General features: G+C 47.6%; 19 protein-coding genes and 1 pseudogene. 9 read left to right on the top strand and 11 right to left on the bottom strand.

The genetic code is table 11. The features are described 5' to 3' along the window. Positions 1 to 166: 166 nt before the first annotated feature. Complete coding sequence (locus HMPREF9446_RS04415; protein ID WP_009124225.1) at positions 167 to 889, bottom strand: DUF6064 family protein; 723 nt, start codon at positions 887 to 889, stop codon at positions 167 to 169. A gap of 119 nt (positions 890 to 1,008) precedes the next feature. Here HMPREF9446_RS04415 and HMPREF9446_RS04410 point away from each other — a divergent pair, with 119 nt between their 5' ends. Continuing rightward, a complete protein-coding gene (locus HMPREF9446_RS04410; RefSeq protein WP_009124224.1) occupies positions 1,009 to 2,355 on the top strand; it encodes a threonine/serine exporter family protein in 1,347 nt (448 codons plus the stop codon). Here the strand turns inward: HMPREF9446_RS04410 and nrdG are convergent. After that, positions 2,342 to 2,857 (bottom strand): anaerobic ribonucleoside-triphosphate reductase activating protein, encoded by a 516-nt coding sequence (gene nrdG, locus HMPREF9446_RS04405; RefSeq protein WP_009124223.1) that lies wholly within the window; start codon positions 2,855 to 2,857, stop codon positions 2,342 to 2,344. The two genes, HMPREF9446_RS04410 and nrdG, sit on opposite strands and share 14 nt — an antisense overlap. Before the next feature lie 25 nt (positions 2,858 to 2,882). Then, positions 2,883 to 5,090 (bottom strand): anaerobic ribonucleoside triphosphate reductase, encoded by a 2,208-nt coding sequence (locus HMPREF9446_RS04400; RefSeq protein WP_009124222.1) that lies wholly within the window; start codon positions 5,088 to 5,090, stop codon positions 2,883 to 2,885. Between the two features lie 496 nt (positions 5,091 to 5,586). Here HMPREF9446_RS04400 and HMPREF9446_RS04395 point away from each other — a divergent pair, with 496 nt between their 5' ends. After that, positions 5,587 to 6,552 (top strand): uroporphyrinogen decarboxylase/cobalamine-independent methonine synthase family protein, encoded by a 966-nt coding sequence (locus tag HMPREF9446_RS04395; protein WP_039968562.1) that lies wholly within the window; start codon positions 5,587 to 5,589, stop codon positions 6,550 to 6,552. 130 nt (positions 6,553 to 6,682) lie between these two features. Here the strand turns inward: HMPREF9446_RS04395 and HMPREF9446_RS04390 are convergent, their stop codons facing one another. The 5 genes from HMPREF9446_RS04390 to HMPREF9446_RS04370 all read right to left on the bottom strand — a co-directional run bounded on the left by HMPREF9446_RS04390 (position 6,683) and on the right by HMPREF9446_RS04370 (position 12,729). After that, a complete protein-coding gene (locus HMPREF9446_RS04390; protein ID WP_009124219.1) occupies positions 6,683 to 7,786 on the bottom strand; it encodes a TlpA disulfide reductase family protein in 1,104 nt (367 codons plus the stop codon). A gap of 128 nt (positions 7,787 to 7,914) precedes the next feature. Beyond that, positions 7,915 to 8,454 (bottom strand): 30S ribosomal protein S16, encoded by a 540-nt coding sequence (locus HMPREF9446_RS04385; RefSeq protein ID WP_009124218.1) that lies wholly within the window; start codon positions 8,452 to 8,454, stop codon positions 7,915 to 7,917. 156 nt (positions 8,455 to 8,610) lie between these two features. Continuing rightward, positions 8,611 to 9,972: a Na+/H+ antiporter NhaC family protein gene (locus HMPREF9446_RS04380; protein WP_039968561.1), complete on the bottom strand. Its 1,362-nt coding sequence runs from the start codon at positions 9,970 to 9,972 to the stop codon at positions 8,611 to 8,613. 108 nt (positions 9,973 to 10,080) lie between these two features. After that, complete coding sequence (locus HMPREF9446_RS04375) at positions 10,081 to 11,571, bottom strand: UxaA family hydrolase (RefSeq protein WP_009124216.1); 1,491 nt, start codon at positions 11,569 to 11,571, stop codon at positions 10,081 to 10,083. Between the two features lie 99 nt (positions 11,572 to 11,670). After that, on the bottom strand, positions 11,671 to 12,729 hold the full coding sequence (locus tag HMPREF9446_RS04370) for a LacI family DNA-binding transcriptional regulator (protein ID WP_009124215.1): 1,059 nt from the start codon (positions 12,727 to 12,729) through the stop codon (positions 11,671 to 11,673). Positions 12,730 to 13,035: 306 nt separating this feature from the next. Between HMPREF9446_RS04370 and HMPREF9446_RS04365 the strand changes: the two genes are divergently transcribed. From HMPREF9446_RS04365 to HMPREF9446_RS04355, 3 genes are all read left to right on the top strand, one after another. Next, a complete protein-coding gene (locus tag HMPREF9446_RS04365) occupies positions 13,036 to 14,061 on the top strand; it encodes a sugar kinase (RefSeq protein WP_009124213.1) in 1,026 nt (341 codons plus the stop codon). A gap of 123 nt (positions 14,062 to 14,184) precedes the next feature. Further along, positions 14,185 to 14,853 (top strand): bifunctional 4-hydroxy-2-oxoglutarate aldolase/2-dehydro-3-deoxy-phosphogluconate aldolase, encoded by a 669-nt coding sequence (locus HMPREF9446_RS04360; RefSeq protein ID WP_039968564.1) that lies wholly within the window; start codon positions 14,185 to 14,187, stop codon positions 14,851 to 14,853. Between the two features lie 738 nt (positions 14,854 to 15,591). Next, positions 15,592 to 16,761: a glycosyltransferase family 2 protein gene (locus HMPREF9446_RS04355; protein WP_039968560.1), complete on the top strand. Its 1,170-nt coding sequence runs from the start codon at positions 15,592 to 15,594 to the stop codon at positions 16,759 to 16,761. Positions 16,762 to 16,770: 9 nt separating this feature from the next. Here HMPREF9446_RS04355 and HMPREF9446_RS04350 read toward each other — a convergent pair whose 3' ends face one another. Further along, positions 16,771 to 17,646, bottom strand: a complete 876-nt coding sequence (locus tag HMPREF9446_RS04350; RefSeq protein WP_009124208.1) for an AAA family ATPase — start codon at positions 17,644 to 17,646, stop codon at positions 16,771 to 16,773. A 206-nt stretch (positions 17,647 to 17,852) separates the two neighbouring features. On the opposite strand from HMPREF9446_RS04350, the gene HMPREF9446_RS04345 reads away from it, so the two are divergent. The 3 genes from HMPREF9446_RS04345 to HMPREF9446_RS04335 are packed head-to-tail and all read left to right on the top strand — an operon-like array spanning position 17,853 to position 22,384. Continuing rightward, positions 17,853 to 19,025, top strand: a complete 1,173-nt coding sequence (locus tag HMPREF9446_RS04345; RefSeq protein WP_039968558.1) for a glycosyltransferase family 2 protein — start codon at positions 17,853 to 17,855, stop codon at positions 19,023 to 19,025. 25 nt (positions 19,026 to 19,050) lie between these two features. Further along, positions 19,051 to 20,883, top strand: a complete 1,833-nt coding sequence (locus HMPREF9446_RS04340; protein ID WP_009124206.1) for an asparagine synthase-related protein — start codon at positions 19,051 to 19,053, stop codon at positions 20,881 to 20,883. A 37-nt stretch (positions 20,884 to 20,920) separates the two neighbouring features. After that, positions 20,921 to 22,384: a lipopolysaccharide biosynthesis protein gene (locus HMPREF9446_RS04335; protein ID WP_009124205.1), complete on the top strand. Its 1,464-nt coding sequence runs from the start codon at positions 20,921 to 20,923 to the stop codon at positions 22,382 to 22,384. On the opposite strand, the pseudogene HMPREF9446_RS19035 reads toward HMPREF9446_RS04335, so the two are convergent. Then, positions 22,377 to 22,486 (bottom strand): annotated as a pseudogene (locus HMPREF9446_RS19035) (N-acetylmuramoyl-L-alanine amidase); the annotation flags it as partial. The gene HMPREF9446_RS04335 and the pseudogene HMPREF9446_RS19035 sit on opposite strands and share 8 nt — an antisense overlap. 194 nt (positions 22,487 to 22,680) lie before the next feature. Between HMPREF9446_RS19035 and HMPREF9446_RS04330 the strand changes: the two are divergent. Beyond that, the gene (locus HMPREF9446_RS04330) at positions 22,681 to 23,694 is read left to right on the top strand and encodes an acyltransferase family protein (protein ID WP_009124204.1); all 1,014 of its coding nucleotides are present in this window, start codon (positions 22,681 to 22,683) and stop codon (positions 23,692 to 23,694) included. Between the two features lie 35 nt (positions 23,695 to 23,729). Here the strand turns inward: HMPREF9446_RS04330 and HMPREF9446_RS04325 are convergent, their stop codons facing one another. Further along, a complete protein-coding gene (locus HMPREF9446_RS04325) occupies positions 23,730 to 24,662 on the bottom strand; it encodes an Rpn family recombination-promoting nuclease/putative transposase (protein WP_009124202.1) in 933 nt (310 codons plus the stop codon). Positions 24,663 to 24,786 lie beyond the last annotated feature (124 nt).

Here is a 24,786-nt window from a genome sequence, read left to right as displayed (position 1 = left end):
TGTAAGGAGATAAGTTCTTTCCTTTATACAGTAAACTCTGTTCGCAGCGATTGAATATATATTCGCGCTGCTTGAATATATGTCCGCACAGCTTGAATATACGTTCGCAAGGCTTGAATACAGATTCCGTCACCGGAGGTTTGCAGGAGTGATATATTCGTTGTTCTTATCTTGCAAGCTCTTGTAGCAGAGTAATGCTGAGCAATATCCCGACAATGATGCAGACAAGAATCAGGAACCAGTTCATGAATCGTGCGCCCGGTTTGGTTTCTTTGTGCAGGTTCTGGTCGAAGTAGTTCTTGAAGAACAGGTAAATGGCAGGTACCGTGGCACTTGCCAGCAGGAGGTCTTCCGGAATCTTATAGATATAGACTTTGGAGAAGGCGATGAGTGCCCAGTGGCACAGGAAAAGAATGACAAGCAGGTTGACTTTCCGTGAAAAAGCCAGCAGCAGCCCGATGGTGAACGCGGCCACCGAACAGGGCATTACGGTAGTGGTCATCATAGGAAACTCCATGCCCCGTGCCCACGAAAGAAGAGGGTAGAGGAAAGGCATGGCGTAGAGTACGCCGACCAGCATCTTGTATCTGGGATTGCGTTCGAACGGAGTATAGTCTGCAAACAGATCCCATAACCATATCAAGGCAATCACGCCCCAGAAGATGGCAAGGATGTGATGGTAATTTCGTGTTCCGCAATACATCAGGTAGTAAACGGTGGATATCCATCCGTTGAGGAATACCATGTAAATCTTCATTGAACGTTTCACCCACAGGGTGGGTTTCCGATACAGCAATAGGGTCAATGCAATGCCTGCCAGGGTAATGATGAACTGTGCCTGCCAGGTTCCCTCGTTGTACTGTGCGATAGTGTTCCAAAATATTTCCATTAGTGCCTGTTGCCTATTAAAAAAACGGCTGCAAAGGTAGAGTTTTCTATTGGAATATGAAATCATTTTCTACAATTTGCCTATCTTTGTGCCTCCAAAAAAACTAGGTAGAAAGATTCATGGATAAGACTTTGACTGAACAAGAAATTGCCCTGCTGCGCAGGAAGCTTGACCTGTTGCTTCGTACCGGCCAGCTGCTGGTAGAGAGCGCTGCCGATACCAATCGTATAGTACGTAATATGAACCGCGTGGCCGCCTATTTGGGATTGCCGGAAGAGAAACTTCACATTGATGTGAGCTATACTATGTTGGTGGTGAACGTGAGTGACGGTTCGCATTCGTTTTCCAAATTCCAGAAGTGTGAGAAACACGGTATCAACATGACTGCCCTTTCCGAAATCAGCAAGTTGTCCTGGAAAGCCATTGAGCATGATTATTCCCTTGACCGGTACGAGGAAGAACTGGAGAAAATCCGAACCAGGAAACGGAATTATGTTCCTTATCTGGTGGCTGTCGGTGCCGGGTTTGCCTGCGGCGGATTCTGCAAGCTGTTCGGTGGCGACTGGGTGGCGTTCCTGTATGCTTCCATCGCTGCCTTTGCGGGGTTCCGGGTCCGTGCGCGTTGCGTGGAGTTCGGCATCAATCTTTATATGAGCATCGCCATTGCGGCGCTGATCTCTACCTGTCTTGCCTATCTCACTATGTTTACCGGACTTTCTGAGACGCCCTATCATCCGTTGCTGGCATGTGCGCTGTTCATAGTGCCGGGTGTCCCCATCATCAACTTTGTGGATGATATGATTGACAATTATATCCAGGTGGGTATTGTCCGTGCTGTCAATACGGTGTTGATGGTTTGTGCGATGGCTTTCGGCATTGTCATAGCCATGCGCCTGTTGGTAATAGAAGATGTGGTCATCGACAAGAAATTCAGTGAACTGAGCATGGTCCCGCATGATACGTATTGGGTGTATGCCATTGCGGCCGCCATATCCGCTGTGGGCTTTTCGATGATTTTCAATATTCAGCGCCGCTTGTTGTGGGTCGTTGCGATAGGGGGAATCATCGCCGTCTGTACGCGCAACTTCGTCAACTTCGAACTGGGTTACGGACCGGTGATCGGTTCGTTTATGGGCAGTATGGTGGTGAGCCTGGTAGCTGTGAAGGCGGTTCATTGGTTTCATGTCCCCAACCACGTCTTGACGATCCCCTCCGTAATTCCCATGATTCCGGGGGTACTGATGTACCGGGCGCTTTTCGGTCTGATCAATATGCACGGTGTGGTAGGAGAGGTGACGGCAGTGGTATCCAACGGTATCAATGCTTCACTGATTATCCTGTGCATCGCACTTGGAGTAGCGGTCCCCAACATCTTTGCCCGCCGTTATATTGCCAAGGACAGGCGCCGTTTCCTGGAAGAGGAGTTGCAGAAACGCCGGGAAAGGGGCAAGTTTATAGAGTGGTGATGAAAGGGGACGGATTATATTCATAGACTACGGTTTGATTGGCTTTCAGGGAGGCCTGCACGTCAATCAGCCGTTGGTTGCTGCTGCCGCGGAAGTACAGACTCTCATCACGTAACTTTTCGTTGAATTTTCCGTCCACCAATACGTCTATATACTCTAGAAGCTTTGCCTGTAGAGGATTGCGCAGGATTTTCTCAAAAGTATATCCTGTATAGCACCAGATGTTTTTATTACTTTTCTGTTTGATGGCATGTGCCAGTTTGGTGAAACCTTCCGGCTGGAACATGGGGTCGCCTCCGCTGAAGGTGACGTCCGCAAAATGATCTGCAAGTACCTTTTTCAGAATCTCGTCCGTATGCATCCACCGTCCCCGGTTGATGTCCCAAGACTCCGGATTATGGCAGCCGGGGCAGCCGTTGGGGCAACCGGCAGCATAAATAGAGGTCCGGAATCCCGGACCATCTACTGTAGTATCTTCTAGAATATTGAGAATAGAAAGCATTTTAAGAATTCAAAATTAAAAGTTCTCAATCGTGTACGACTCTGTCGTTCAATTCTGCCAGTTTGGCATTGTTCCACCGGTCAGTGGTTCCTACCAGGTAGCCGGTGATGCGTTGCAGCTTGTCGATATGCTTGCTGCCGCATTTGGGACATTCCTCCAGGTTGGGAGTGGAGTTCTCGTAACCGCAGTCCAGGCAACGGTTGCGGTTGTGGTTCACGGAACCGTAGCCGATGTTGTACCGGTCCATCATATCCACCACGCGCATGATGACCTCCGGATTGTGGGTGGCGTCACCGTCTATTTCCACGTAGAAGATGTGTCCGCCGCGGGTCAAATCATGGTAGGGGGCTTCCACTTCCGCTTTGTGGCGGGCGCTGCACTTGCAATATACAGGCACATGGTTGGAATTGGTATAGTACTCACGATCCGTAATGCCCGGCAAGATGCCGAACTTCTTGCGGTCCACACGGGTAAACTTGCCGGACAAGCCTTCGGCGGGAGTGGCAAGTACGCTGTAGTTGTGCTGGTATTGGTCGGAGAACTGGTTGGCACGGTCACGCATATAGGTTACGATTTTCAGTCCTAATTCCTGCGCTTCCTCCGATTCGCCGTGGTGTTTTCCAAGCAGGGCAACGAGGCATTCGGCAAGGCCGATAAACCCGATGCCCAAGGTTCCCTGGTTGATGACGGAAGCGATGGTGTCATTGGGCTTCAACTTTTCACACCCCAGCCACAGAGCCGACATCAGCAGAGGGAACTGCTTGGCAAATGCCGTTTTCTGGAATTCCATACGCTCGTGCAACTGTCGTGCGGTGATTTCGAGCATGGCATCCAGTTTTGCGAAGAAACGGGCGATCCGTTGCTCCCTGTTTTCTATTCCCATACATTCGATGGCCAGGCGGACAATGTTGATGGTGGAGAAAGAGATGTTTCCCCGTCCGATGGATGTTTTGGGACCGAAGCGGTTTTCGAATACGCGTGTACGGCATCCCATGGTAGCTACTTCGTGTTCGTAGCGTTTCGGGTCATCGGCTTTCCAATCCTCACTTTGGTTGAAGGTGGCGTCCAGGTTCAGGAAGTTGGGGAAGAAACGGCGGGCGGTGACCTTGCATGCCAGTTGGTATAGGTCGTAGTTGCGGTCTTCGGGCAGATAGCTGACTCCTCTTTTCTTCTTCCAGATTTGGATGGGGAAGATGGCGGTTTCACCGTTGCCCACACCTTGATAAGTGCTCTTCAGCAATTCGCGGATGATGCAGCGCCCTTCTGCCGACGTGTCTGTTCCGTAGTTGATGGAACTGAACACTACCTGGTTGCCCCCGCGCGAGTGGATGGTGTTCATGTTGTGTATGAATGCCTCCATCGACTGGTGTACACGGGCCACGGTCTTGTTGATGGCGTGCTGCACGACGCGTTTTTCATCAGTCAGTCCGTCCAACGGCTGTGGCAGGTAATCCGTCAGTTCCTTCTGATACAGGTGCGAATAGTCTTTTCCGTTCAGCTCTTCCAGATTCTTGATTTCTTCAATGTAGCTGTTGCGCACGTAAGGAGCGAGGTAGAAGTCGAACGCAGGAATGGCCTGTCCTCCGTGCATTTCGTTTTGTGCAGTCTCCAGGGAGATACAACCCAGGATGCTAGCGGTTTCAATGCGTTTGGCAGGGCGCGATTCTCCGTGTCCGGCAGAGAACCCGTTCTTCAGGATGTGGTCCAACGGATGCTGCACGCAAGTCAGACTCTTGGTAGGGTAATAATCCTTGTCATGGATGTGCAGGTAATTCTGGCTGACAGCTTCCAGTACTTCATCGCTCAGCAGATAGTCGTCAACAAACGGCTTGGTAGTCTCGCTGGCAAACTTCATCATCATGCCGGCAGGAGTGTCGGCGTTCATGTTGGCGTTTTCGCGGGTAATGTCATTGGATTTGATGTTGATGATCTCCAGGAACATATCGCGCGTTTTTGCCTTGCGGGCAATGCTGCGCTGGTTGCGGTAAGCTATATACTTCTGGGCTACGTCTTTACGGCTGCTCTTCATCAGTTCCAGTTCAACCAGATCTTGGATGGCTTCCACTGTCATTTGTGAATCTCCCTTGAAAGAAATATGGTCTGTAATCTGACGAATCAGTTGCATGTCCTCGCCTTTATCCGTGTGCAGCATGGCTTTCCGGATGGCTGTGACTATTTTTTCTTCATTAAAACCGACGATGCGGCCGTCACGTTTAATTACCGTCTGTATCATAACTGTTGTATCTAAATAGGATTATATTGTTTGACTTAATTGTGCCGACAAAGTTACATTACTTCTTGATATGTTTTCCTTTTTGGGAAACTTTTGTCTATTTAAAAAGTGTTAAGTTATTGATATATAGGGTGGGTTGTCTGAAAAATGGGAAACTTCTGTTTTGAATGAACTTTTATTGTTTCTCATTGTTGATAATTGTCAGTGCTTGATGGATGTCCTTAATTTTGAAATGTAAAAGGAAGATAAATATTTGTGGCAAATAGTAGATTTACAAATTCTTTGGCTATATTTGCAACGAGCCGTTTTGCATAAGGCTTTCTGTTTTAGCAATTAAAGGGAAATCGGGTGCAACTCCCGGACAGTCCCGCTGCAGTGAAGTTTTACATCCAACATTCCGATAAAGACTCCGTTGCCACTGACCAAATTCCGGAAAGGATAGAGGTTGGGGATGAGGGCAAAGTATCATTTATTAAATCAAAGAAAGGATAAAAATATGACAAAAGTATCTCCTCCGTTTAAACTGGATATCGCCGGGGCTTTCTGCGTGCCGCGTGCCTTGAGGGACGCCCGCGGGCAATATCAAGACGGACAGATGAGCCGGCAGGCTTTGCGGGCGATTGAAGATGCGGAAATACGCAATCTGGTGGAACGGCTGAAGCTGGCTGGTGTGAGGGTAGTCTCCGACGGTGGTTTCCGGAATGGTGATTTTCTGGTAAATTGGGAGGGAATCCGTGCCAAGGATGACCGTCCGTTCTCCGAAGGGGCTGCGCTGGAAATCACCCGGCGAATCGGTTTGCAACAGCATCCTGTTTTTGAAGATTTCACTTTTCTGATTTCCGTGGCAGGAGACGAGGTGGTGTCCAAGCAGCATCTTCCCTCTCCGGCAGAAGTGATGACGCAGATTCTTCAACGGGTGGACCGGGGGGAACTGGAAGCTGTCTATCCGGATATCCGTCTTTTGACGGACGACATCGCTGCCGGTTATAAAGTCCTTCTGGGTCAACTTTACGAAGCGGGCTGCCGTTATATCCAGTTTGACGGTGTGCATTCTGTGGTAATGGAAGATACGATCCGGTTAAACAACCGTGTGCTGCGCGAGTGCCCCGAGGGGATGTACATCGCTTTCCATGCCCCTACGGAAATGCTGATTCAGCTGCATGGAGCCGATGCTTACTTTCTGAATTATGATTGCGGTTCCTGTGACCGTAACCGCCTGCTGTGGTTTCTGCATGAGAAGGAGGCGGTGTTCGGCTTTGTGCTTTCCCGTTATCCTCATGAGGATGAGCTGGACGAGTTGCAGGCGAAGACGGAAAGTGTCTTGAATTACATTCCCTTGAAGCGGTTTACGCTGTGCCTGCCGGATGCAAATGCACTGGCTTCTCCTTCGGATGCGGATGAAAAGGAACAATGGGAGACCGTGCGGCTGGGAATGCTCATGGCGGAACGGATCTTTTCTTGAAAGGACGCACCCCATCGCCCCCTTCAAGTGCCATTTACATACGAATGACGCACCTCACAAGGCATGACCTGTATCATCAGCCTTCGTGAAGTGCGTCATTTGCTTTTCCGGGTTTCCGTAAGGACCCGGATTATTTGATTACTTCAGCCAATTTCTGCTGCAATTCGTCACCGTGCAGGCCGCGGGCGATGATAGTTCCTTCACCGTCAATCAATACGGTGTGGGGGATGCTGCTTACTGCATACAGTTTGGCACCTTCGCAGTTCCAGTATTTCAGGTCAGACATTTGCGGCCAAGTGATGTTCAGTTTGCCGATGGCTTCTTTCCATGATTCACCGCTCTGGTCCAGAGATACACCTACGATTTCGAAATTCTTGTTCTTGTATTTGGCGTAAGCTTCTACCAGGTTAGGCATTTCACGGCGGCAGGGACCACACCAGCTTGCCCAGAAGTCAACGAGGACTACTTTGCCTTTGCCTACATAGTCAGACAGTTTTACGTTTTCACCTTCCGGAGTCTGCATCTCGAAGTCTGTGAACTTCTGTCCTACGGCAGTGGCTTTCATTTTTTCTACGTTGTCCTTGATTTTGATGATGACTTCGTCGTTTTCATAAGCGGCGGGAATCTGCGGCATCAGCGGATCGAGGTCGGCAACGTCCAGGTAGTAGAAGTTCTGTTTCAGCAAGTGTACGCCGACCGGATTGGTGATATTCTTGTTGATTCCGGCTTTGGTGGTCTCTATCATTTTGTCTTGCAGTGCTTCCATTTCCTTGCCTTTGGCCTCACGCTGCTCGTCGGTCAGTGTAGTATCGGACATGGAATTGTAGATGGCCATCATCTGGCTGTTCAGTCCGGCAAGTTGGGTTCTGATTTCCTGGTATGCGTCGTTGCTTGCTGTACCTGTTGCCGAGTCGCCTTCGCCGGCGGTCAGTTTGATGTTGATTTTTCCGTTTTCAAGGAAGAAATCCATCATCATTGCACCTTCTTTTTCAGCAGTTTTATAAGTGATGTAGCGGTTGGCGGCAGTGTCTTGAGTACCTTCGAAAGTGAAAGTCCCGTTGGCGATGACTGCGGAGTCCAGTTTTACGAGTTGGCGTCCTTTGACAGTTTGCAGATATACAGTGTCGCCATCAGCAGCACCTTCCACAGTTCCGGTTACGGTGTAACCCTTGTTTCCGCTGTTACAAGCTGCGAATACAGCAGCGGCAGCGAGTAGATAAGTAATTTTTTTCATTGCTTATTGCTTTTAAATGAATAAATATGTCGGGGGGCAAAGATAATAAATAAAAAATCCTCTCCGTCAGAACCGGAGAGGATTTTATAGTTTTAATCCCATTTTTAGTGATAATGCTGTGCTTACTGTTATTCAGCGGCAGCTTCTTCGGCAGGAGCCTCGGTTGCTTCTTCAGCAGGTGCTTCGGCTGCGGCTTTAGCGGCTTCTTCAGCGGCTTTCTTTTCGGCCAGTGCCTTGGCTTTTTCTTCGTTTACTTTCTTTTCTGCTTCCAGACGTGCTTTAGCTTCAGCTTTCTTAGCTTCTTCTTCTTTAGCTTTCAGAGCAGCCAAACCGCTTTGCTTGTTGTTCTTCCATGCTTCGAATTTAGCTTCAGCTTCTGCTTCGCCAAATGCGCCTTTGGTTACACCACCCAGCAGGTGCTTCTTCATGTAAACGCCTTCACGAGAAAGGATGTTACGAACGGTGTCAGTCGGTTGTGCACCTTTCAATACCCAGTCAAGGGCGCGGTCGAACTTCAAATCTACTGTGGCAGGATTGGTGTTCGGGTTGTAAGTACCAATCTTCTCAATAAATTTACCATCACGTGGTGCTCTTACGTCTGCAATAACAATAGAGTAGAAAGCGTAGCTCTTACGTCCATGTCTTTGCAATCTGATTTTTGTTGCCATTTTAATAAAAATGTTTTAGTTAATGATTTGAATAATGCTACTAACTCGTAATAGCGGGTGCAAAGGTAGGGAATAATTTTGATTTATGATTTAAGATTTATGATTTATTTGTTGGTGTGGATGGATTTTCTTGATCCCCTCCCCATAAATCATAAATTATAAATCTCCCGAGTATTTCTTCGGATACCTCACGAGGATAGCGAGTATGGCACATGCTCCCATGCAGAACGGGTAATATAAATTACCTATGATGCTGAGTGGGGAGATGCTTGCCAGTCCGGCGGCGATCAGCATTTGTGCTCCGTAGGGAATCAGCCCCTGTACCAGGCATGAAAAGGTGTCGAGGATACTTGCTGTCTTTCTGCGGTCCAGATGGAAACGTTGGGCTATGTCCTTGGCTATCGGTCCGGTGGTGATAATGGCAATGGTGTTGTTGGCGGTGCAGAGGTTGGCGATGCTGACCAGAGCGGCAATGCTGAACTCGGCGCCCCGTTTGCCCGTGACGTGGCTGGTGAGGCGTGATATGATGAAGTCTATGCCTCCGTTGTAGCGGATGGTTTCCAGCATTCCGCCTGCCAAGAGGGTGATGATGATCAGTTCTCCCATGCCCGTGATGCCCGTGCCCATTGCGCCGAACCAGTCGAAGAAGGCGGTGCCCGCGGTGACGTTTTCCGTGGCTGCTGTGCCTATGCCGAGGATACCGGTGGCCGTGCATATCCCGATGATTCCCGTAGAGAGGATACCCAGCAGCAATACCAGCATGACATTGACCCCTGCCACGGCGGTTCCCAGTACGATGAGGTAGGGGATGACCTTTATCCATTCAATGGTCTGTACTTGTGCCGGCGCCGAAACGGACAGTCCCTGAAAGACATAGAGGCACAGTACGAGGATTGCGGCAGGTACCACAATTGAGAAGTTTACCCGGAATTTGTCTCTCATCACGCAATCTTGCGTTTTGGTCGAGGCGATGGTCGTGTCGGATATAAATGAAAGGTTGTCGCCGAAGAAGGAACCTCCCACTACGATGGCGACCATATAAGGAAGGTCGGTTCCTGTTTTTTCCGCCAGTCCCACGGCTACGGGGGTCAGGGCAACGATGGTTCCTACGCTTGTGCCGATGGAGAGCGAGATGAAGCAGGCCGCGATGAAGATACCTGCCAGTAGCAGGTTGTCCGGCAGGATGTGCAGGGTCAGGTTCACGGTTGCATCAATGGCCCCCATCTGTTTGGCGCTTTGCGCGAATGCTCCGGCAAGGATGAAAATCCAGACCATCAGCATGATATTCTTGTTGCTGGCACCTACGGAGAATTGGTAGATGCGCTGCTCCAGATTCAGCCTGCGTGTAATGGCGATGGCGTAGCAGGAAGACAGCAGGAATGCCACCGTGATGGGGACTTTGTAGAAGTCGTTTACCAGGAGAGAGGTCACCAGGTAGAGGCAGAGGAAAACCATCAGCGGGCTGAGTGCCCACCAGCCGCCCTTTGGCTTGGAGTTCGTATCGGTTATTGTTGGCATAGCTGTATTGTTTAGGTGAAACCAAATTCGGCCGCAAAGATACGAAAAACAAAGGGCGGCGCAAAATAGTTTTGCACCGCCCTCCATATTCACTCTTTGATTCTCGATTTACAAAGTCACTCCGGTCTTGAAGATGGCAATTTCCTTATATCCCTTCTTTTCATTGTTGACGAATTCGCCGCTTGCTACTTTGATGACATACTCGATGAAACGTTCGCAAGTCTTTTCCATGGGCTCATTCTCGACGATTACGCCGGCGTTGAAGTCAATCCATCCCGGTTTGTTTTTTGCCAAGGTGGAATTGGTTGAAATCTTCATGGTCGGTACATACGTTCCGAAGGGGGTTCCGCGTCCTGTGGTGAACAGCACGATATGGCATCCGCAAGAGGCGAGGGCAGTGGCGGCCACTAAGTCATTGCCCGGGGCGGACAACAGGTTCAGGCCTTTCACCTTCAGGCGCTCTCCGTAGGGAAGCACGCCTTCCACATAACTCTTTCCGCATTTCTGTGTACATCCCAATGCCTTGTCTTCCAACGTAGAGATGCCGCCGGCCTTATTGCCCGGTGAAGGATTCTCGCCTACCGGTTCGCCATGCGAAAGGAAGTATTCCTTGAAGTCGTTTATCAGGCTTACCGTTTCCTCGAACAGTTCCTTGTTGCGGCAACGGTTCATCAGAATGGTTTCGGCACCGAACATTTCCGGCACTTCGGTCAACACGCTCGTACCACCCTGTGCCACGAGGAAGTCGGAGAACATGCCCAGCAGCGGATTGGCGGTGATGCCGGAGAAACCGTCCGAACCGCCGCACTTCAAGCCCACGCGCAGCTCGCTCAGAGGCACCTCTTCGCGTTGGTCACGGCTGGCTTTGTCGTAAAGTTCACGCAGCAGTTGCATGCCTTCTTCATATTCATCGCCCACCTTCTGGGTCACCAGGAACTTCACGCGGTCCTCATCATAGTCTCCCAGAAATTCGCGGAACACATCCGGCTGGTTATTCTCGCAGCCCAAGCCTACGACAAGCACGGCTCCTGCATTGGGATGCAGTACCATGTCACGCAGAATCTTCTTGGTGTTCTCGTGGTCGTCGCCCAGTTGCGAACAGCCATAGTTGTGCGGATAGGCCATGATTGCGTCCACACCTTTCCCGCCGGTTTCGCGGCGCAGGCCTTCGGCAAGCTGGTTGATGATACCGTTTACGCAACCTACTGTCGGGATGATCCATATCTCGTTGCGGACGCCTACATCACCGTTTTTACGTCGGTACCCCTTGAACGTCAGATTCTTTTTGGGGATGTCCAAGTCAGCGTTTACCGGATTATATGTATATTCCAGCAGTCCGGCAAGGTTGGTCTTGATATTGTTTTCATTCATCCAGTCACCCTGTTTCTGTGCTTTCCTGGCATGGCCGATAGGGTAGCCGTATTTGATGACATTCTCACCCTCGGCAAAGTCTTTCAAGGCAAATTTGTGTCCGGCGGGTACATCTTCGTTCAGAACGATCTCCTTTCCGTCCACAGTGAGCTTTTCACCTGCCGGCAATGCAGTGATAGCTACTGCGACGTTATCGGCAGGGTTGATTTTTAAATACTTTGTTTCCATCTTTTAAAATTTACCGTTTACCATTTGCGATGTACGGTTTGGCCGGGCTGCGTCCGTATGGCTGAATTGTACATAGTGGATGGTAGTTTGTACTTGTAATTATTTATTATAATAAAACTCTATATTCTCTTTTGTCAGCAGGTCAATCGGCATGAAGTTCTCCCGAGTCACTTCTTTCTTCAGGATAAGATGCTCGCACAGGGCCTTTATGCCGTCAAACCCTTGCAAGGCGGGTTGTTGGGCGATAAGGAAGAATATGCTGCCCTGTTTCAGGCAATCCACGTTGCGTTGCAGCAAGTCGTAACCCATGAGGTTGAATTCCCTTTTTTGCTTCTTCTGCAGATACTCCCCGATGATATACGCTTTCGAATTGAAGGTGATTCCGTTTTTCACCGCCGGATGTTCGCGGAAGAATTCGTCCAGCATTTGCGAATCCTCGCTGTCGCGTTTGGCGTGTAAATCCAGTTCCCAGATACGGCAGTCAGGATGATGTTCCTGCATGTATTCGCGGAAGCCTATTTCGCGGCGTTCCTGCTGGTTCGAGCCTACTATGCCTTCATTTATCTTGCGGAAGATGACAATCTCCTGCGTTTCTTCATCGGCAAGCAGCATCAGCATGCGGGCGGCGAAATAGCCGCTTTGGTGTGAATTCTGTCCGAAGAAGGAGAGGGCAGGCTCCTCCTTGATGTTCGAGTCTATATATATATAAGGTATATTCCGTTCGGCGAGCTTGTCCGTGAAAGGCTTGGTGTATTGCGGGACGGTGGGGGCAAACATGACTCCGTCCGGTTCCAGCTCCAGGATATCGCGGGAAGCCCCGGCGAAAGAATGATAGTCGTAGGGGTCGTAGTAGGAGAGCTGCACGGCAACGTTGAAGTCGGAATAAGTCGCCACGGCATTGTCTATACCGGTTTCCACCTCTGTCCAGTATTCACCTTTCTCATGCAGGGGCAGCAGGCAGGCGAATGTGTATTTCTTGTTGGAAGCCAGTGCGCTGGCATACATGTTGGGCTGATAATCCAGCTGCTTCAGTATTTCCTCCACCCTTTTCCGACTGGCTTCGGAAACACCGCTGCGTCCGTGAATGACGCGATCTACCGTGCCCACTGACACATCTGCCATCTTGGCGATATCTTTTATTCTGATTCTTTCTGCCATCTGGTTATTTACAATTTACAATGTATAATTTACTGTTTTGCGATTAGTCATTTATGTATTTCACAAGTTATCTTCCTTGTGCTCGCACACAATAATAATCTTAATATTTTCGATACAAATATATGATAATTTTTTGTATTTCAAAAATTGTTGTATCTTTGTGCCCGCACACGAAAGCTATGAAGAACAAATGCTTTTATGCACTACTCTCCATAGTATCAGATGTTTATCATGGATTTATGCCTTGGTATGACAAATTGAAAGGAAACAAATTAATTTCATATTTAATAAAAACATAAAAAGATTATGGGAAAGAAAGTAGTTACATTAGGTGAAATCATGCTGAGACTGTCCACTCCGGGAAACACTCGTTTTGTACAGTCCGATTCTTTTGATGTAGTATATGGTGGCGGTGAAGCCAACGTGGCTGTCAGCTGTGCCAACTACGGACATGACGCTTATTTTGTAACCAAGTTGCCTAAACACGAAATCGGACAGTCTGCGGTAAATGCGCTGCGCAAGTATGGTGTGAAGACGGATTTCATTGCACGTGGCGGTGACCGTGTAGGTATCTACTATCTTGAAACCGGTGCTTCCATGCGTCCCAGCAAGGTGATTTATGACCGCGCGCACTCTGCCATCGCCGAAGCAGACCCTTCTGACTTTGATTTCGATGCTATCATGGAAGGTGCCGACTGGTTCCACTGGTCCGGTATCACTCCCGCTATCTCCGATAAGGCTGCCGAACTGACCCGTCTGGCTTGTGAGGCTGCCAAGCGTCATGGCGTTACGGTATCCGTTGACCTCAACTTCCGCAAGAAACTCTGGACCAAGGAAAAGGCACAGTCCATCATGAAGCCGTTGATGCAGTTTGTAGATGTCTGCATAGGTAATGAAGAAGATGCGGAACTCTGCCTCGGCTTCAAGCCCGACGCTGACGTGGAAGGCGGAAAGACGGACGCTGAAGGCTATAAGGGCATTTTCAAGGCCATGGCCAAGGAGTTCGGATTCAAATATGTGATTTCTACTTTGCGTGAGTCATTCTCTGCCACTCACAATGGCTGGAAAGCGATGATTTACAATGGTGAGGAATTCTACGAATCCAAGCGTTATGACATTAACCCGATTATCGACCGTGTAGGTGGCGGTGACTCATTCTCCGGCGGTATCATCCATGGCTTGCTGACTAAACCTAATCAGGGTGCTGCCCTTGAGTTTGCCGTGGCGGCTTCTGCATTGAAACACACCATCAACGGTGACTTCAACCTCGTTTCTGTAGAAGAAGTGGAAGCCCTTGCAGGGGGAGACGCGAGTGGACGCGTGCAACGCTAAGATTTTTGACGTAAGAGACAAAGGACATATGATTGGCTGTTGTGCTGCATCGGCGTATTCGGCAAAATAGGTTCTTCTGTCTGGAAATGACAAATGATAATTTTATATTGTAAAAACAGCAAAATGGCAAAATTTGATAAAATAGCCGTACTGAACAAGATTGGTTCTACCGGCATGGTTCCTGTGTTCTACCATAAAGACGCAGAAGTGGCGAAGAAAGTAGTAAAGGCATGTTATGACGGTGGTGTCCGTGCATTCGAATTCACCAACCGCGGTGACTTTGCCCATGAAGTATTTGCGGAAGTAGTGAAATATGCGGCGAAAGAATGTCCCGAGATGGCTATGGGGGTAGGTTCTATCGTTGATCCTGCTACTGCTGCGCTGTACTTGCAGTTGGGTGCAAACTTTGTGGTAGGTCCGTTGTTCAATCCGGAAATTGCCAAAATCTGTAACCGTCGTCTGGTAGCTTATACTCCGGGATGCGGAAGCGTTTCAGAAGTAGGTTTCGCACAAGAAGCTGGTTGCGATCTCTGCAAGATCTTCCCGGGTGACGTTTTGGGTACTAAACTCGTGAAAGGCTTGCTGGCTCCGATGCCTTGGTCAAAGCTGATGGTAACCGGCGGGGTGGAGCCCACACAGGAAAATCTGACTTCATGGATCAAGGCAGGCGTATTCTGTGTAGGTATGGGTTCCAAGCTCTTCCCGAAAGATAAAGTGGCTGCTGAAGACTGGACTTACGTTACTGACAAATGTAAAGAAGCTCTGGCTTATATTGCTGAAGCAAGAAAATAAGTACAATTTACCATCTACAATGTACCGTTTGGATTGTGCTGTAATTTGCGCGGCAAGTTGTACATTGTGATTTGTAACTTAATACATTGTAATTTGTACATGGTACATGAAATCGTTTTGTTTAAAGGTGTTTAAAGGGGACAACCATCGAAGCGCTACGGTGCTTCGGTGGTTTGTTTTTTGTCCGTGAAGTGTTTATAAGTGTAAAGTTTACGCTTAATCTCTAAAACTATGTTATAAAGCATACAGAAAACCGGCCTTTCGTTTGCGGACACGGAAAAACCTCTTACCTTTGCAGTGCTGTTGGGAAACAGTTTAATATTTACTTTTAAAAAAAAGAAAAAGCAGTTTTCAAAATAGATATTAGTTATTAGGTAAAAAGATTGAAATTAAGTTTTTCATAAGCTAAAGAATTTGGATTAAAAAATAGGTAATTAGGTAAAGGTAAAGATTGAAATTAGTAGTTTTCAAAAGAGGTAATTGAAATTTGTTTTTTTTAGAGGTAAAAAAGAAGATTGATTTTTGGGTAACAAATTTGATGCAGATTAAAAGAAAAGCCTTTTTGGCTTTTCTTACAGAGGCGAGGGGTTCGTAAGAGCTTGCTCGTTTTTTTATTGCCAATGTTCACGTTTTTTGTATATTTTATCCACACTCGGTATCTTTTTTCGTATCTTTGTGACGGATGTCCTATGGGCACCTTTTCTGGTAAATGAACAACAGGGTTAAATAGCGTGGATTTTGGAACACATATTACATATATCTGATTGGTTTCTATATATTTTGTTTGCAATAAACGTGGTATATTTGCTGGTGTATAGCGTGGCTTCGCGGTGTCGTAAACCATCTGTACCTGTGGAGGGAAAAGACTACAGACGCTTTGCGGTACTCATCGCTGCCTATCGTGAAGATGCTGTAATTATGGAAACAGTGCGCGCTTGCTTGGCACAGAACTATCCGGGTGATAAATATGATGTGGTGGTTATATCAGACCACATGCAATCCGAAACAAATGCGGCATTGTCTGCGCTACCCGTAAAACTGCTTCAAGTTGACTTTGAAAAAAGCACAAATACAAAGTCCTTGAAGGCCGCCCTTCGTTATCTGGAAAAGGATGCTTATGACCTGGCGCTGATAATAGATGCGGACAACATAATCAGTTCTTCCTATCTGTCCGAGGTAAACAATGCTTTTTCTGTTCCTGGAGTGCAGGTGGTACAGACCCACCGCATCGCCAAGAATTTGAATACAGATATGGCCTATCTGGATGCTGTCAGCGAGGAAATAAACAATTCCATATTCCGTTTGGGACATGCCAATCTGGGGATGTCGGCGGCTTTGATAGGTTCGGGAATGGCCTTTGAATATCCTTTGTTCTATGATGCGATGATGAGTAATACTTCAGTGGGAGGTTTTGACCGTGTGTTGGAGATGGAATTACTATATAAAGGAGTCCGTTTCCATTATTTGCCGGATACTTTCGTGAAGGACGAAAAGATACAGAAGGTACGCAACTTCTATCATCAGCGTCGTCGGTGGTTGTCTGCACAATATTATAGTTTAGGTGAATTCGTGCATCATCTTCTGCCTGCCATCCGTGCAAGGAAGTGGGATTTCTGTGACAAACTTTATCAGCAAGCCTCCTTTTCCCGTGTACTGTTGTTGGGATTTACATTCATTATCTCACTTGCATACTCTTTGTGTGCGTCTTCGTTGGCTTATAAATGGTGGGGAATCTTTTTCCTGCTATTGTTGGCATTGGTGTTGGCTGTTCCCCGTCATTTCTGGAAGTGGCGCCTGCTGAAGGCATTCTGTTTGGTTCCCTATTCGTTCCTGTTGATGTCCTTTAATTTGTTCCGTTTACGGGAGGCCAATAAAAAATTTATTCATACGAGGCATGGAGTGGGATAAAAAGACGCATCAGTCTATTATCCATCCGTCAATACATCTTTTCTCCAGTGAGAAGTTTACCCCGATGCGATACAACTTTCGGCTGTCCATGACAAACGGTTTGGCATATCCCTTTTCCTCTATCTGTTTCAGTGCCTCTTCGGGGGCTGCGTTCAGTTTGAACTCCACGATATAGACGTAGTCTTTCGTCTCTATTACCATATCCATGCGGCTTTCGCTTGTGGGACGTTCTACTTTGGTGTAGAATCCCAACATGCGCATCACAATGAAGAAAGCGTTCTGGAAGTATAGTTCGGCATTTCCCACAATCTTATAGTCTGTATCGGAAAACATGGTGGCAAGACGTTTCATAAATTGATCGGGGTTGCCTGTACGTACATCGGCAATGAAATTTGATATGAAGTAAACTGATTCATTGTCTTTCACCGGCATATAATAAGGTGTCAAATAATTGATGAATCCCTCTGCCACCTCCTTGTTGGGAAATCCCAGCCGGTAAATGTCAAATTCTTCCTCATACCCTTTTATCGTGAGGTATCCGCTTTGATAAATCACCGCGATGGGATTGTCTTTGAACGATTCCACATCTGTAAGGCTTTGCTTTTCATCATATTTACCCGTATTCAAGTCCAGGTGCAAGATGGGATACTTCGTCCAGTCTTGTTCCAGCTTCTCTATGGCAAGTCCCTTGAAGAGTTCCCGTTGTCCGTTGAAGTAGGCTTCCAAAGTAGAAATCAGCAGGCTCTTTCCGAATCGGCGCGGGCGGCTCAGAAAGTAGTAACTGCCTGTATTTGCCAGTTGATAGACCAATGCAGTCTTATCTACATAGGCATATCCGTCAAGGCGGATTTTCTCAAAACTTTGTATTCCGATAGGGTATTTCATGTAATTCAGTCTAATTCTGTTGTGCGAAGATAGTGAAAATAGTTTGCTATTCTGTTTTTTAATCCTACTTTTGCAAAAAAGAAGAATAATCGGTATTCCTTTATGAGTCACGCTTATAAATTGAATATTTTTTATCTAAGTTTGTGACGGATGCCTTATGGGCACCTTTTCTAGTAAATGAACAACAGGGTTAAATAGTGTAGTTTTTGGAACATATATTACATATATCTGATTGGTTTCTATACATTTGGTTTGTAATAAACGTGGTGTATTTGCTGGTGTATAGCGTGGTTTCACGCTGTCGGCCTCCATTGCCCAAAGCAGATAAAGCGAAGGAATATAAACGTTTTGTCATATTGGTTCCTGCTTACCGCGAAGATGCTGTCATACATGAGTGTGTACATTCCTGCTTGGAGCAGGACTATCCGGCTGATTATTTTGATACAATAGTCATATCCGACCGTATGCAGCCTGAAACCAATGCGTCTCTGGCTTCACTCCCCATCCGTCTGGTAGAAGTGCATTTTGAACGAAGTACCAAGTCCAAGTCACTGAATGCGGCTATGGCTGCCGTGGGTGATAATTATGACATTGCATTGATACTTGACGCAGACAATGTTATTCCATATAGTTATCTGAATGATATCAATGATTTTTTTGCTTCTCCCGGGGTAGAAATAGTGCAGACCCATCGCGTTGCGAAAAACCTGAATAATGATATGGCACTGCTTGATGCTGTCAGTGAAGAAATAAACAATACTATTTTCCGTCTAGGACATGCCAAACTTGGCTTGTCAGCGGCACTTATAGGCTCTGGCATGGCGTTTCGCTACGATTTGTTTCGTGATACAATGCTGAACATAAAGGCGGTGGGTGGATTTGACCGTGAACTGGAATTGACTTTGCTCTATCAAGGCAAGCGTTTTCACTATTTGCCGGAGACTTTTGTATTCGATGAAAAAATACAGAATACGGAGGACTTCTCCCGTCAGCGTCGTCGCTGGCTTTCGGCACAGTGGCATTATTGCAAGACGTTTGTCCGGTATTTGGGGAAGGCTGTCGTTGCCCGTAACTGGGATTTTTGCGACAAGCTGTTCCAGCAGTTTTCCATTCCCCGTTTGCTCTTGACGGGATTTACGTTTCTCCTTGCCGTGTCGTTCACATGCTATCGCTGGGCATGGGGAATAAAATGGTGGCTGCTTCTTGTATTACTTGTGGCTGCCTTGTCGGTTGCTGTCCCGAAAAGATATTGTACCGCTCGTTTGGCAACTGCGCTCCTGTCCCTGCCTTATACATTTTTGCTGATGGCTGCCAATATCTTCAAGTTGAGGGGAGCGAACAAGAACTTCATACATACCAGGCACGGAGTGAAAGAATGAGATATTTAATATAATAGCAAACAGGATGATATATGGAAAAATCAGTCTGAAGAACTGGAGCGTAGCTTGTGTGGAAGGAGAAGAACCGGAATCTTTTTTTGAGGGTTGTGGCCTGCGCCTTTTTTTCTACGGTACTTTGTACAACCGGGACAAACTCCGGGAGTCTCCCGACGACAGTAATGCAAAGTTGGCGGCTTCAGCCTATCTAGCCGATCCGGCACACGGGTTTGCCCGTTTGGACGGTTCGTTTACTATAGTTTATTACTCAAAGAATGAATGCGGTGTAGTGCGTGACCATCACGGTACGCATTATCCGGTCTATTGCAATAAAACCGGTGACTTTTCAACCTCCTGGCAGTTTTTGGCGGAGCGCTCAGAAGAACCTGTATCCTATGATGCCTTTGCGTTGTCTTCTTTCCTTCGTCGTGGTATTTTGCAGAAAGGCAGGAGCGTTATGTGTGATATTTTCACTCTGGATGGAGGGCAACAGTTCCATGTGTCTGCTGAAGGATGGCACAAGGAAATCCGGTCCGGTTTATCTGGCCGGTTTTCAAAAGATCTTCATGGCTTGGAGCGCAGCCGTGTATTTGAGTATGATTCCAAAGTGAGGACCGGCAAGCATCCGGATGTGGAAAGCTGTTCCCGCCGGTATGGAGAACTGCATGTCCGGGCTATTCAGCGCAGGATTGGTGACAGCCGTCGGGTGGGCATTCTGTTAAGTGGCGGATATGATTCCGGCGCTAATCTCGCTGCTCTCCGCAGTATCTACGATGGCGGGATAGACTCTTATTCTGTGGGGTTTAAAGGAGATGCATGGAGCGAGTTGCCGGTGGCGCGGCTGATGTCCGAAACTTTCGGCACGCGGCATCACGAATACGAGATAGACGGGAGTGAGATTAATTTCTTGCCTGATATCGTGCGCTTTTTGAAAGAGCCCTTTGTGGAAGGAGGACTTATGGTGAACTATTGTGCCATGCGGATGATAGGTTCCGACAAGCCGGACGTGATTTTGGGAGGCGACGGCAGTGACCAGTACTTCGGAACATCCGGCCGTGAGGTGGCGTTACACTATTTGGCGGCACGTATGGGGCTCCGTCCACTGTTGCATGGCCTCCATGCACTGTTGTCTTGTAAAACTTTTGATACAGGCGGTAAACTTTCGCGCCTCAACTTCCAGGTGGATAAAGTACTCCATATCCTGGAAGGTGAGCGTTTCGGCTTCTCCTCTTCAGAATTGCGGGGCTTTCTGCAAGATGAGGAGTACGGCAAGAATCCCTTCAAGCCTTTGCGGGCAGACATCCGTAGCTTTGAGCATCTTTATATTCAGCATGCCTTGGCTTCCGATCTGGAAATTGTCATCAACCGTATCATTCTCTATAAAGCTTCCCGTATGGCACAGATGTTCGGCAATAACTTGGTTTTTCCTTTTATGGATTTGGATCTTTATGAGTATCTGCAACAGTTGCCGGTCAGTATGAAGTGCAAGGGAGACAGTGTGTGGGACATAGCCTGCGGGCGTTGTGAGTCGAAATATCTCTTGAAACATTGCTATAAGCCTCTGCTTCCCGAAGCTGTTACCGCTAGAAAGAAGCAAGGCGGGTTTGCGCCTATGCCGTTGTTTTTCCGTGATCGGGTGCAGCGCGACCGGCTGAAGGACTTTATTCTCTCTTCCGACATTTATGTGGAGTATCTGAATCGTAAAGGGGTTGAGAAGTTCTTGACTGACTATGACCGTGAAGCATCCGGACAGGGAGGCTGGTTTTGGGCGCGCCAGAACAAGGCGTTACAATATTTCAACCTGCTGACACTTGTCACCTGGTGGGAGGAATTCATGGGAGGCAGGAAGGTGAGTTTCTGAAATGCGGGACACCGAACGGGAATTCTTCTATTAAAAAATGAACCAAGTTCTAACAAGAATATTTGAAATGTCAATAAAGGAGCAGGCGGTTAAGAGTGTGTTTTGGAGTGCGGTAGAGCGTTTTTCTGTACAGGGCATCCAGTTTGTATTGACTATGGTCATCGCTCGCGTTCTTTCACCGGATGATTATGGATTGGTAGCAATGCTGGGAATTTTCATGTCTCTTGCTCAAGTATTGGTTGACAGTGGATTTGCCAATGCCCTTGTCCAGAAGAAAGATCGTTCGGAGAGGGATTACAGTACCGCGTTTTATTTTAATGCGGCGGGGGCTATACTGGTCTATTTGTGTCTGTTTGGCCTTGCTCCTCTGATTGCTGCTTTTTTTGTTGAGCCCCGGCTCGTTGCGGTTACTCGTGTGATGGGATTGACTTTGGTAATCAACTCGCTGGGTATTGTACAGCAGGCGCGTCTGACGGTAGATTTGGACTTCAAGCGCTTGGCGCGTGCCTCGTTGGTGTCGGTACTTGTCAGTGGACTTGTCGGAATATGGATGGCATATCATGATTTCGGGGTATGGACATTGGTTTGGCAAAGCCTTCTGAACTGTTTTTTCCGTGTCGTTTTTTTATGGATATTTTCTCGTTGGATGCCTCGGCAACATTTTTCTTGGAGTTCATTCCGTACACTTTTCTCTTTTGGTTCTAAGTTGATGTTGTCAGGCTTGTTGCATACAGCTTACACAAATTGTTATTCCTTGATTATCGGCAAGTATTTTTCTGCTGCTCAGTTGGGATTTTTCAACCGAGCCTATACGTTGGCCCAATTTCCGTCTGCCAACTTTACGAACATTGTGGTCCGGGCGGTTTATCCTATCCAGTGCCGTTATCAGGATGACATGCCTCAGTTACGTAATATGTTCTTGAAGTATATGCGCATGTCGTGTTATCTTATTTTTCCCGTGATGGTGGCTTTGACCGCTTTGGCTGAGCCGTTGGTAGAGCTGGTTCTGACAGAAAAATGGCTTCCGGCAGTGCCCTATCTGCAGATTCTCTGTATAGCTTGCATGTGGGATCCGGTCATGAAAATCAACCATAATATCCTGAATGTAAAAGGGCGTACAGATTATTTTCTGTACGCCGAAATCTGGAAGAAATCCATCGCTTTCGCTATTCTGTTCGCTACAGTTCCTTTGGGGGTATCCGCTATGTGTTGGGGATTGGTATTGTATGCTTTTGTTGATATGGGGATTATCATGTTCTATTCCCGGAAACTGACCGGTATCGGATATGTGTGCCAGTTTCGTGAGTTGTTACCGGTACTGCTGTTGAATGCAGTGACGGGAGTTTGCCTGCATCTCGTCACGTTTTTGCCCCTGGCTGCTTATGGAAAGCTTCTGGCAGGCGCATTGTTGGGAACGGTGATTTATGTTGCCGTTTCCGGTGTGTTCCGTATGGCTGAATGGCAAATGCTGCTTTCTGTCCTGAAAAGGAAGAGGGGCTGAGCTCCCGGTGCCCTATGAACCGGGCCTGGGATAGTTCATCGGCAAAGCCCTGACCAGTGTCTGGAGCGAGTGTCGTTGCCATTCCGTGTGGGTGTCCTTGGGATTTTCTGTGAATCTGCGGAACAGTTCACCATCCAGTGTGATGGTGACTTCAACTTTTTTTAATCATAGGCTTGTATGAATTAGTAGAAAATTGCAAAAGCAAAAATCTTTTCCATTGTGTGGAAATATGTTTTATATTATGATGGAAAATCTGCTCTTTTTGAGTACCTTTGTTGATATTTGTAAACAAGAATATGGCAAACAAGAAAAATATGTCCATTGAGACATTGCGTGGCATAGCCATTCTGCTGGTGGTTGTGGGGCATGTCATTGGTTCGGATCCGGACGGAGGGATGAAAATTGATTTTCCGCATCCGTTGCGTTACCTGTATGTGTGGATAGACTATATACAGATGCCGCTTTTCACAGCCATTTCCGGATGGGTGTATGCGTTGAAACCGGTTGCTGCTCCGGGCGGTTTCAGTACGTTTGCCCGTAAGAAGGCTTTACGCCTGTTGGTGCCGATGGCGGCGGTGGGCACGCTCTATTTCATGGTGCAGTACTTCATGCCGGGCACTAACGGCAAAGGAGAGTTTGGCCGGTTGTGGCGCATCTATGTTTTTCCCTATACCATTTATTGGTATCTGCCTTCACTGTTCCTTATGCTTGTAGCGCAGTGGTGGATAGACCGCTGTAAGGGAATGGAAACTCTGCGGCAGTGGGGCGTGTGGTGTACGGTGGCTGTATTGTTGAGTCTGGTGAATGACCGGGGCTTTATGCATGGTTTGCCTAATCTTTTCAGTTTCAAGGGTGCGTTGGGGCAGTTGCCTTACTTTTTTGCGGGGGTGGCGGCTTGCCGGTTTGCACCGTATATCCGCCAAGCCGGTTGGAAGGTCCGTTCGGCATTGTGGTCGGGGGCGTTGGCGGGAATTGGGCTGATACAACTTGTCTGGCTCTCATCTGCTGGGATGGCTTCGATAGCCCGTGACTTGTATGTGGTGACGGTGCTTCCCACACTGTTCCTGTTGTTGGGCATGAAGTGGTATAACCGTTTCTTTTCCTGGCTGGGTGGCTATGCGTACAGCATCTACCTGTTTCACGGTTTCGGTACGTCTGGCGGGCGAATCCTGCTGAAGATGGCAGGGGTGGGGACAATAGTATTGGTGTTCCCCGCAGCTACGGTATTTGCCACATTCTTTCCGGTACTGGCGGATAAGGTGATGAGCCGGTACAGAGGGATGCGGGTGCTGCTGTTGGGAAAGAGATAGAGAGGCGTTGTCCCGTGCGGAACCGGTTTTGAATTCTATAGTCCGTCTATCTCTTCCATGGATAATCCTGTGGCACTCTGAATCAAGTCGGGAGCCAGGCTCATGGATTTCATTTTCCGGGCAATTTCCACTTTTCCTTCCTTTTTCCCTTCTTCTCTCCCTTCTTCTCTCCCTTCCGCTCTTCCTTCCGCTCTTCCTTCCGCTCTTCCTTCTTCTCTTCCTTCTTCTCTCCCTTCATCCTTGGCAGTACTTAATACATCGTTCTGTATCATTACGGCATTGATGTGCTCGTCGTACGCAAGCTGTTCCGCTTTATTCATGTTATAATAAATGAGTTTTTGGCGTGCTTCCCCCAGACCGGGAACTTGGGTGTCGGGGCGTATAACTCCGGTTTTCAGGTATTCTATCCACTCTTCGAGCGGGGTTACTGCTGCCTTGTTGAATTCATTTACTCGTATCAAGAAATATTCGGGAAAAATCTGTGCGGGGAGTTTCCGTACGATGGCATTTTTTTCTTTGGTAGTGACTTCAAGCAAGTCTCCGGTATGTACTCCCACGAAAGTATTCTGCCCGTGGTACAGATAGTCGTTTCCCTTGCCAATGTCAAAATAGAGTATGCTGACGGAATATATTTTCTTCACTTCGGAGTAGAGGTTTCCCAGTTCGATATGTTCTGTGATGGCTTTGGCTACACCGAAGAGGATACGTTCCAGATAGTATATTTCCCGTGTGTTCTGCACTTCCACGATGATGATTTCGTCCTTGCTGTTCCGTGCCTTGATGTCCACACGGTTGAATTTGTCGTTTTCCTCTTGCTGGTTGCTTTCGCTTTCCAGTATTTCAACGATGCGGATAGGCTCGTTCAGTAGTACGGTGAGAAACCCTTCGAGCACGCCGAAGTTGGCTTTGTTACGCAGCAGGCGTTTCGCCGCCCAGTCAAAACGGATATATTTGTCTTTGTATGCCATACCTTATGTATTTAGTTTGTTGAATACTTACAAAGATACATATTATTTGCGGAATCGTGAATGAGATGGCATGAAAAATACTCAGAAAGGCACGGCTTTTTCATTTAAGAAATATTGTTCATCG

Origin of the sequence: Bacteroides fluxus YIT 12057 (assembly GCF_000195635.1) — a bacterium.
GTDB classification, from domain to species: Bacteria; Bacteroidota; Bacteroidia; order Bacteroidales; family Bacteroidaceae; genus Bacteroides; species Bacteroides fluxus.
This window is presented reverse-complemented; position numbering and strand designations above follow the sequence as displayed.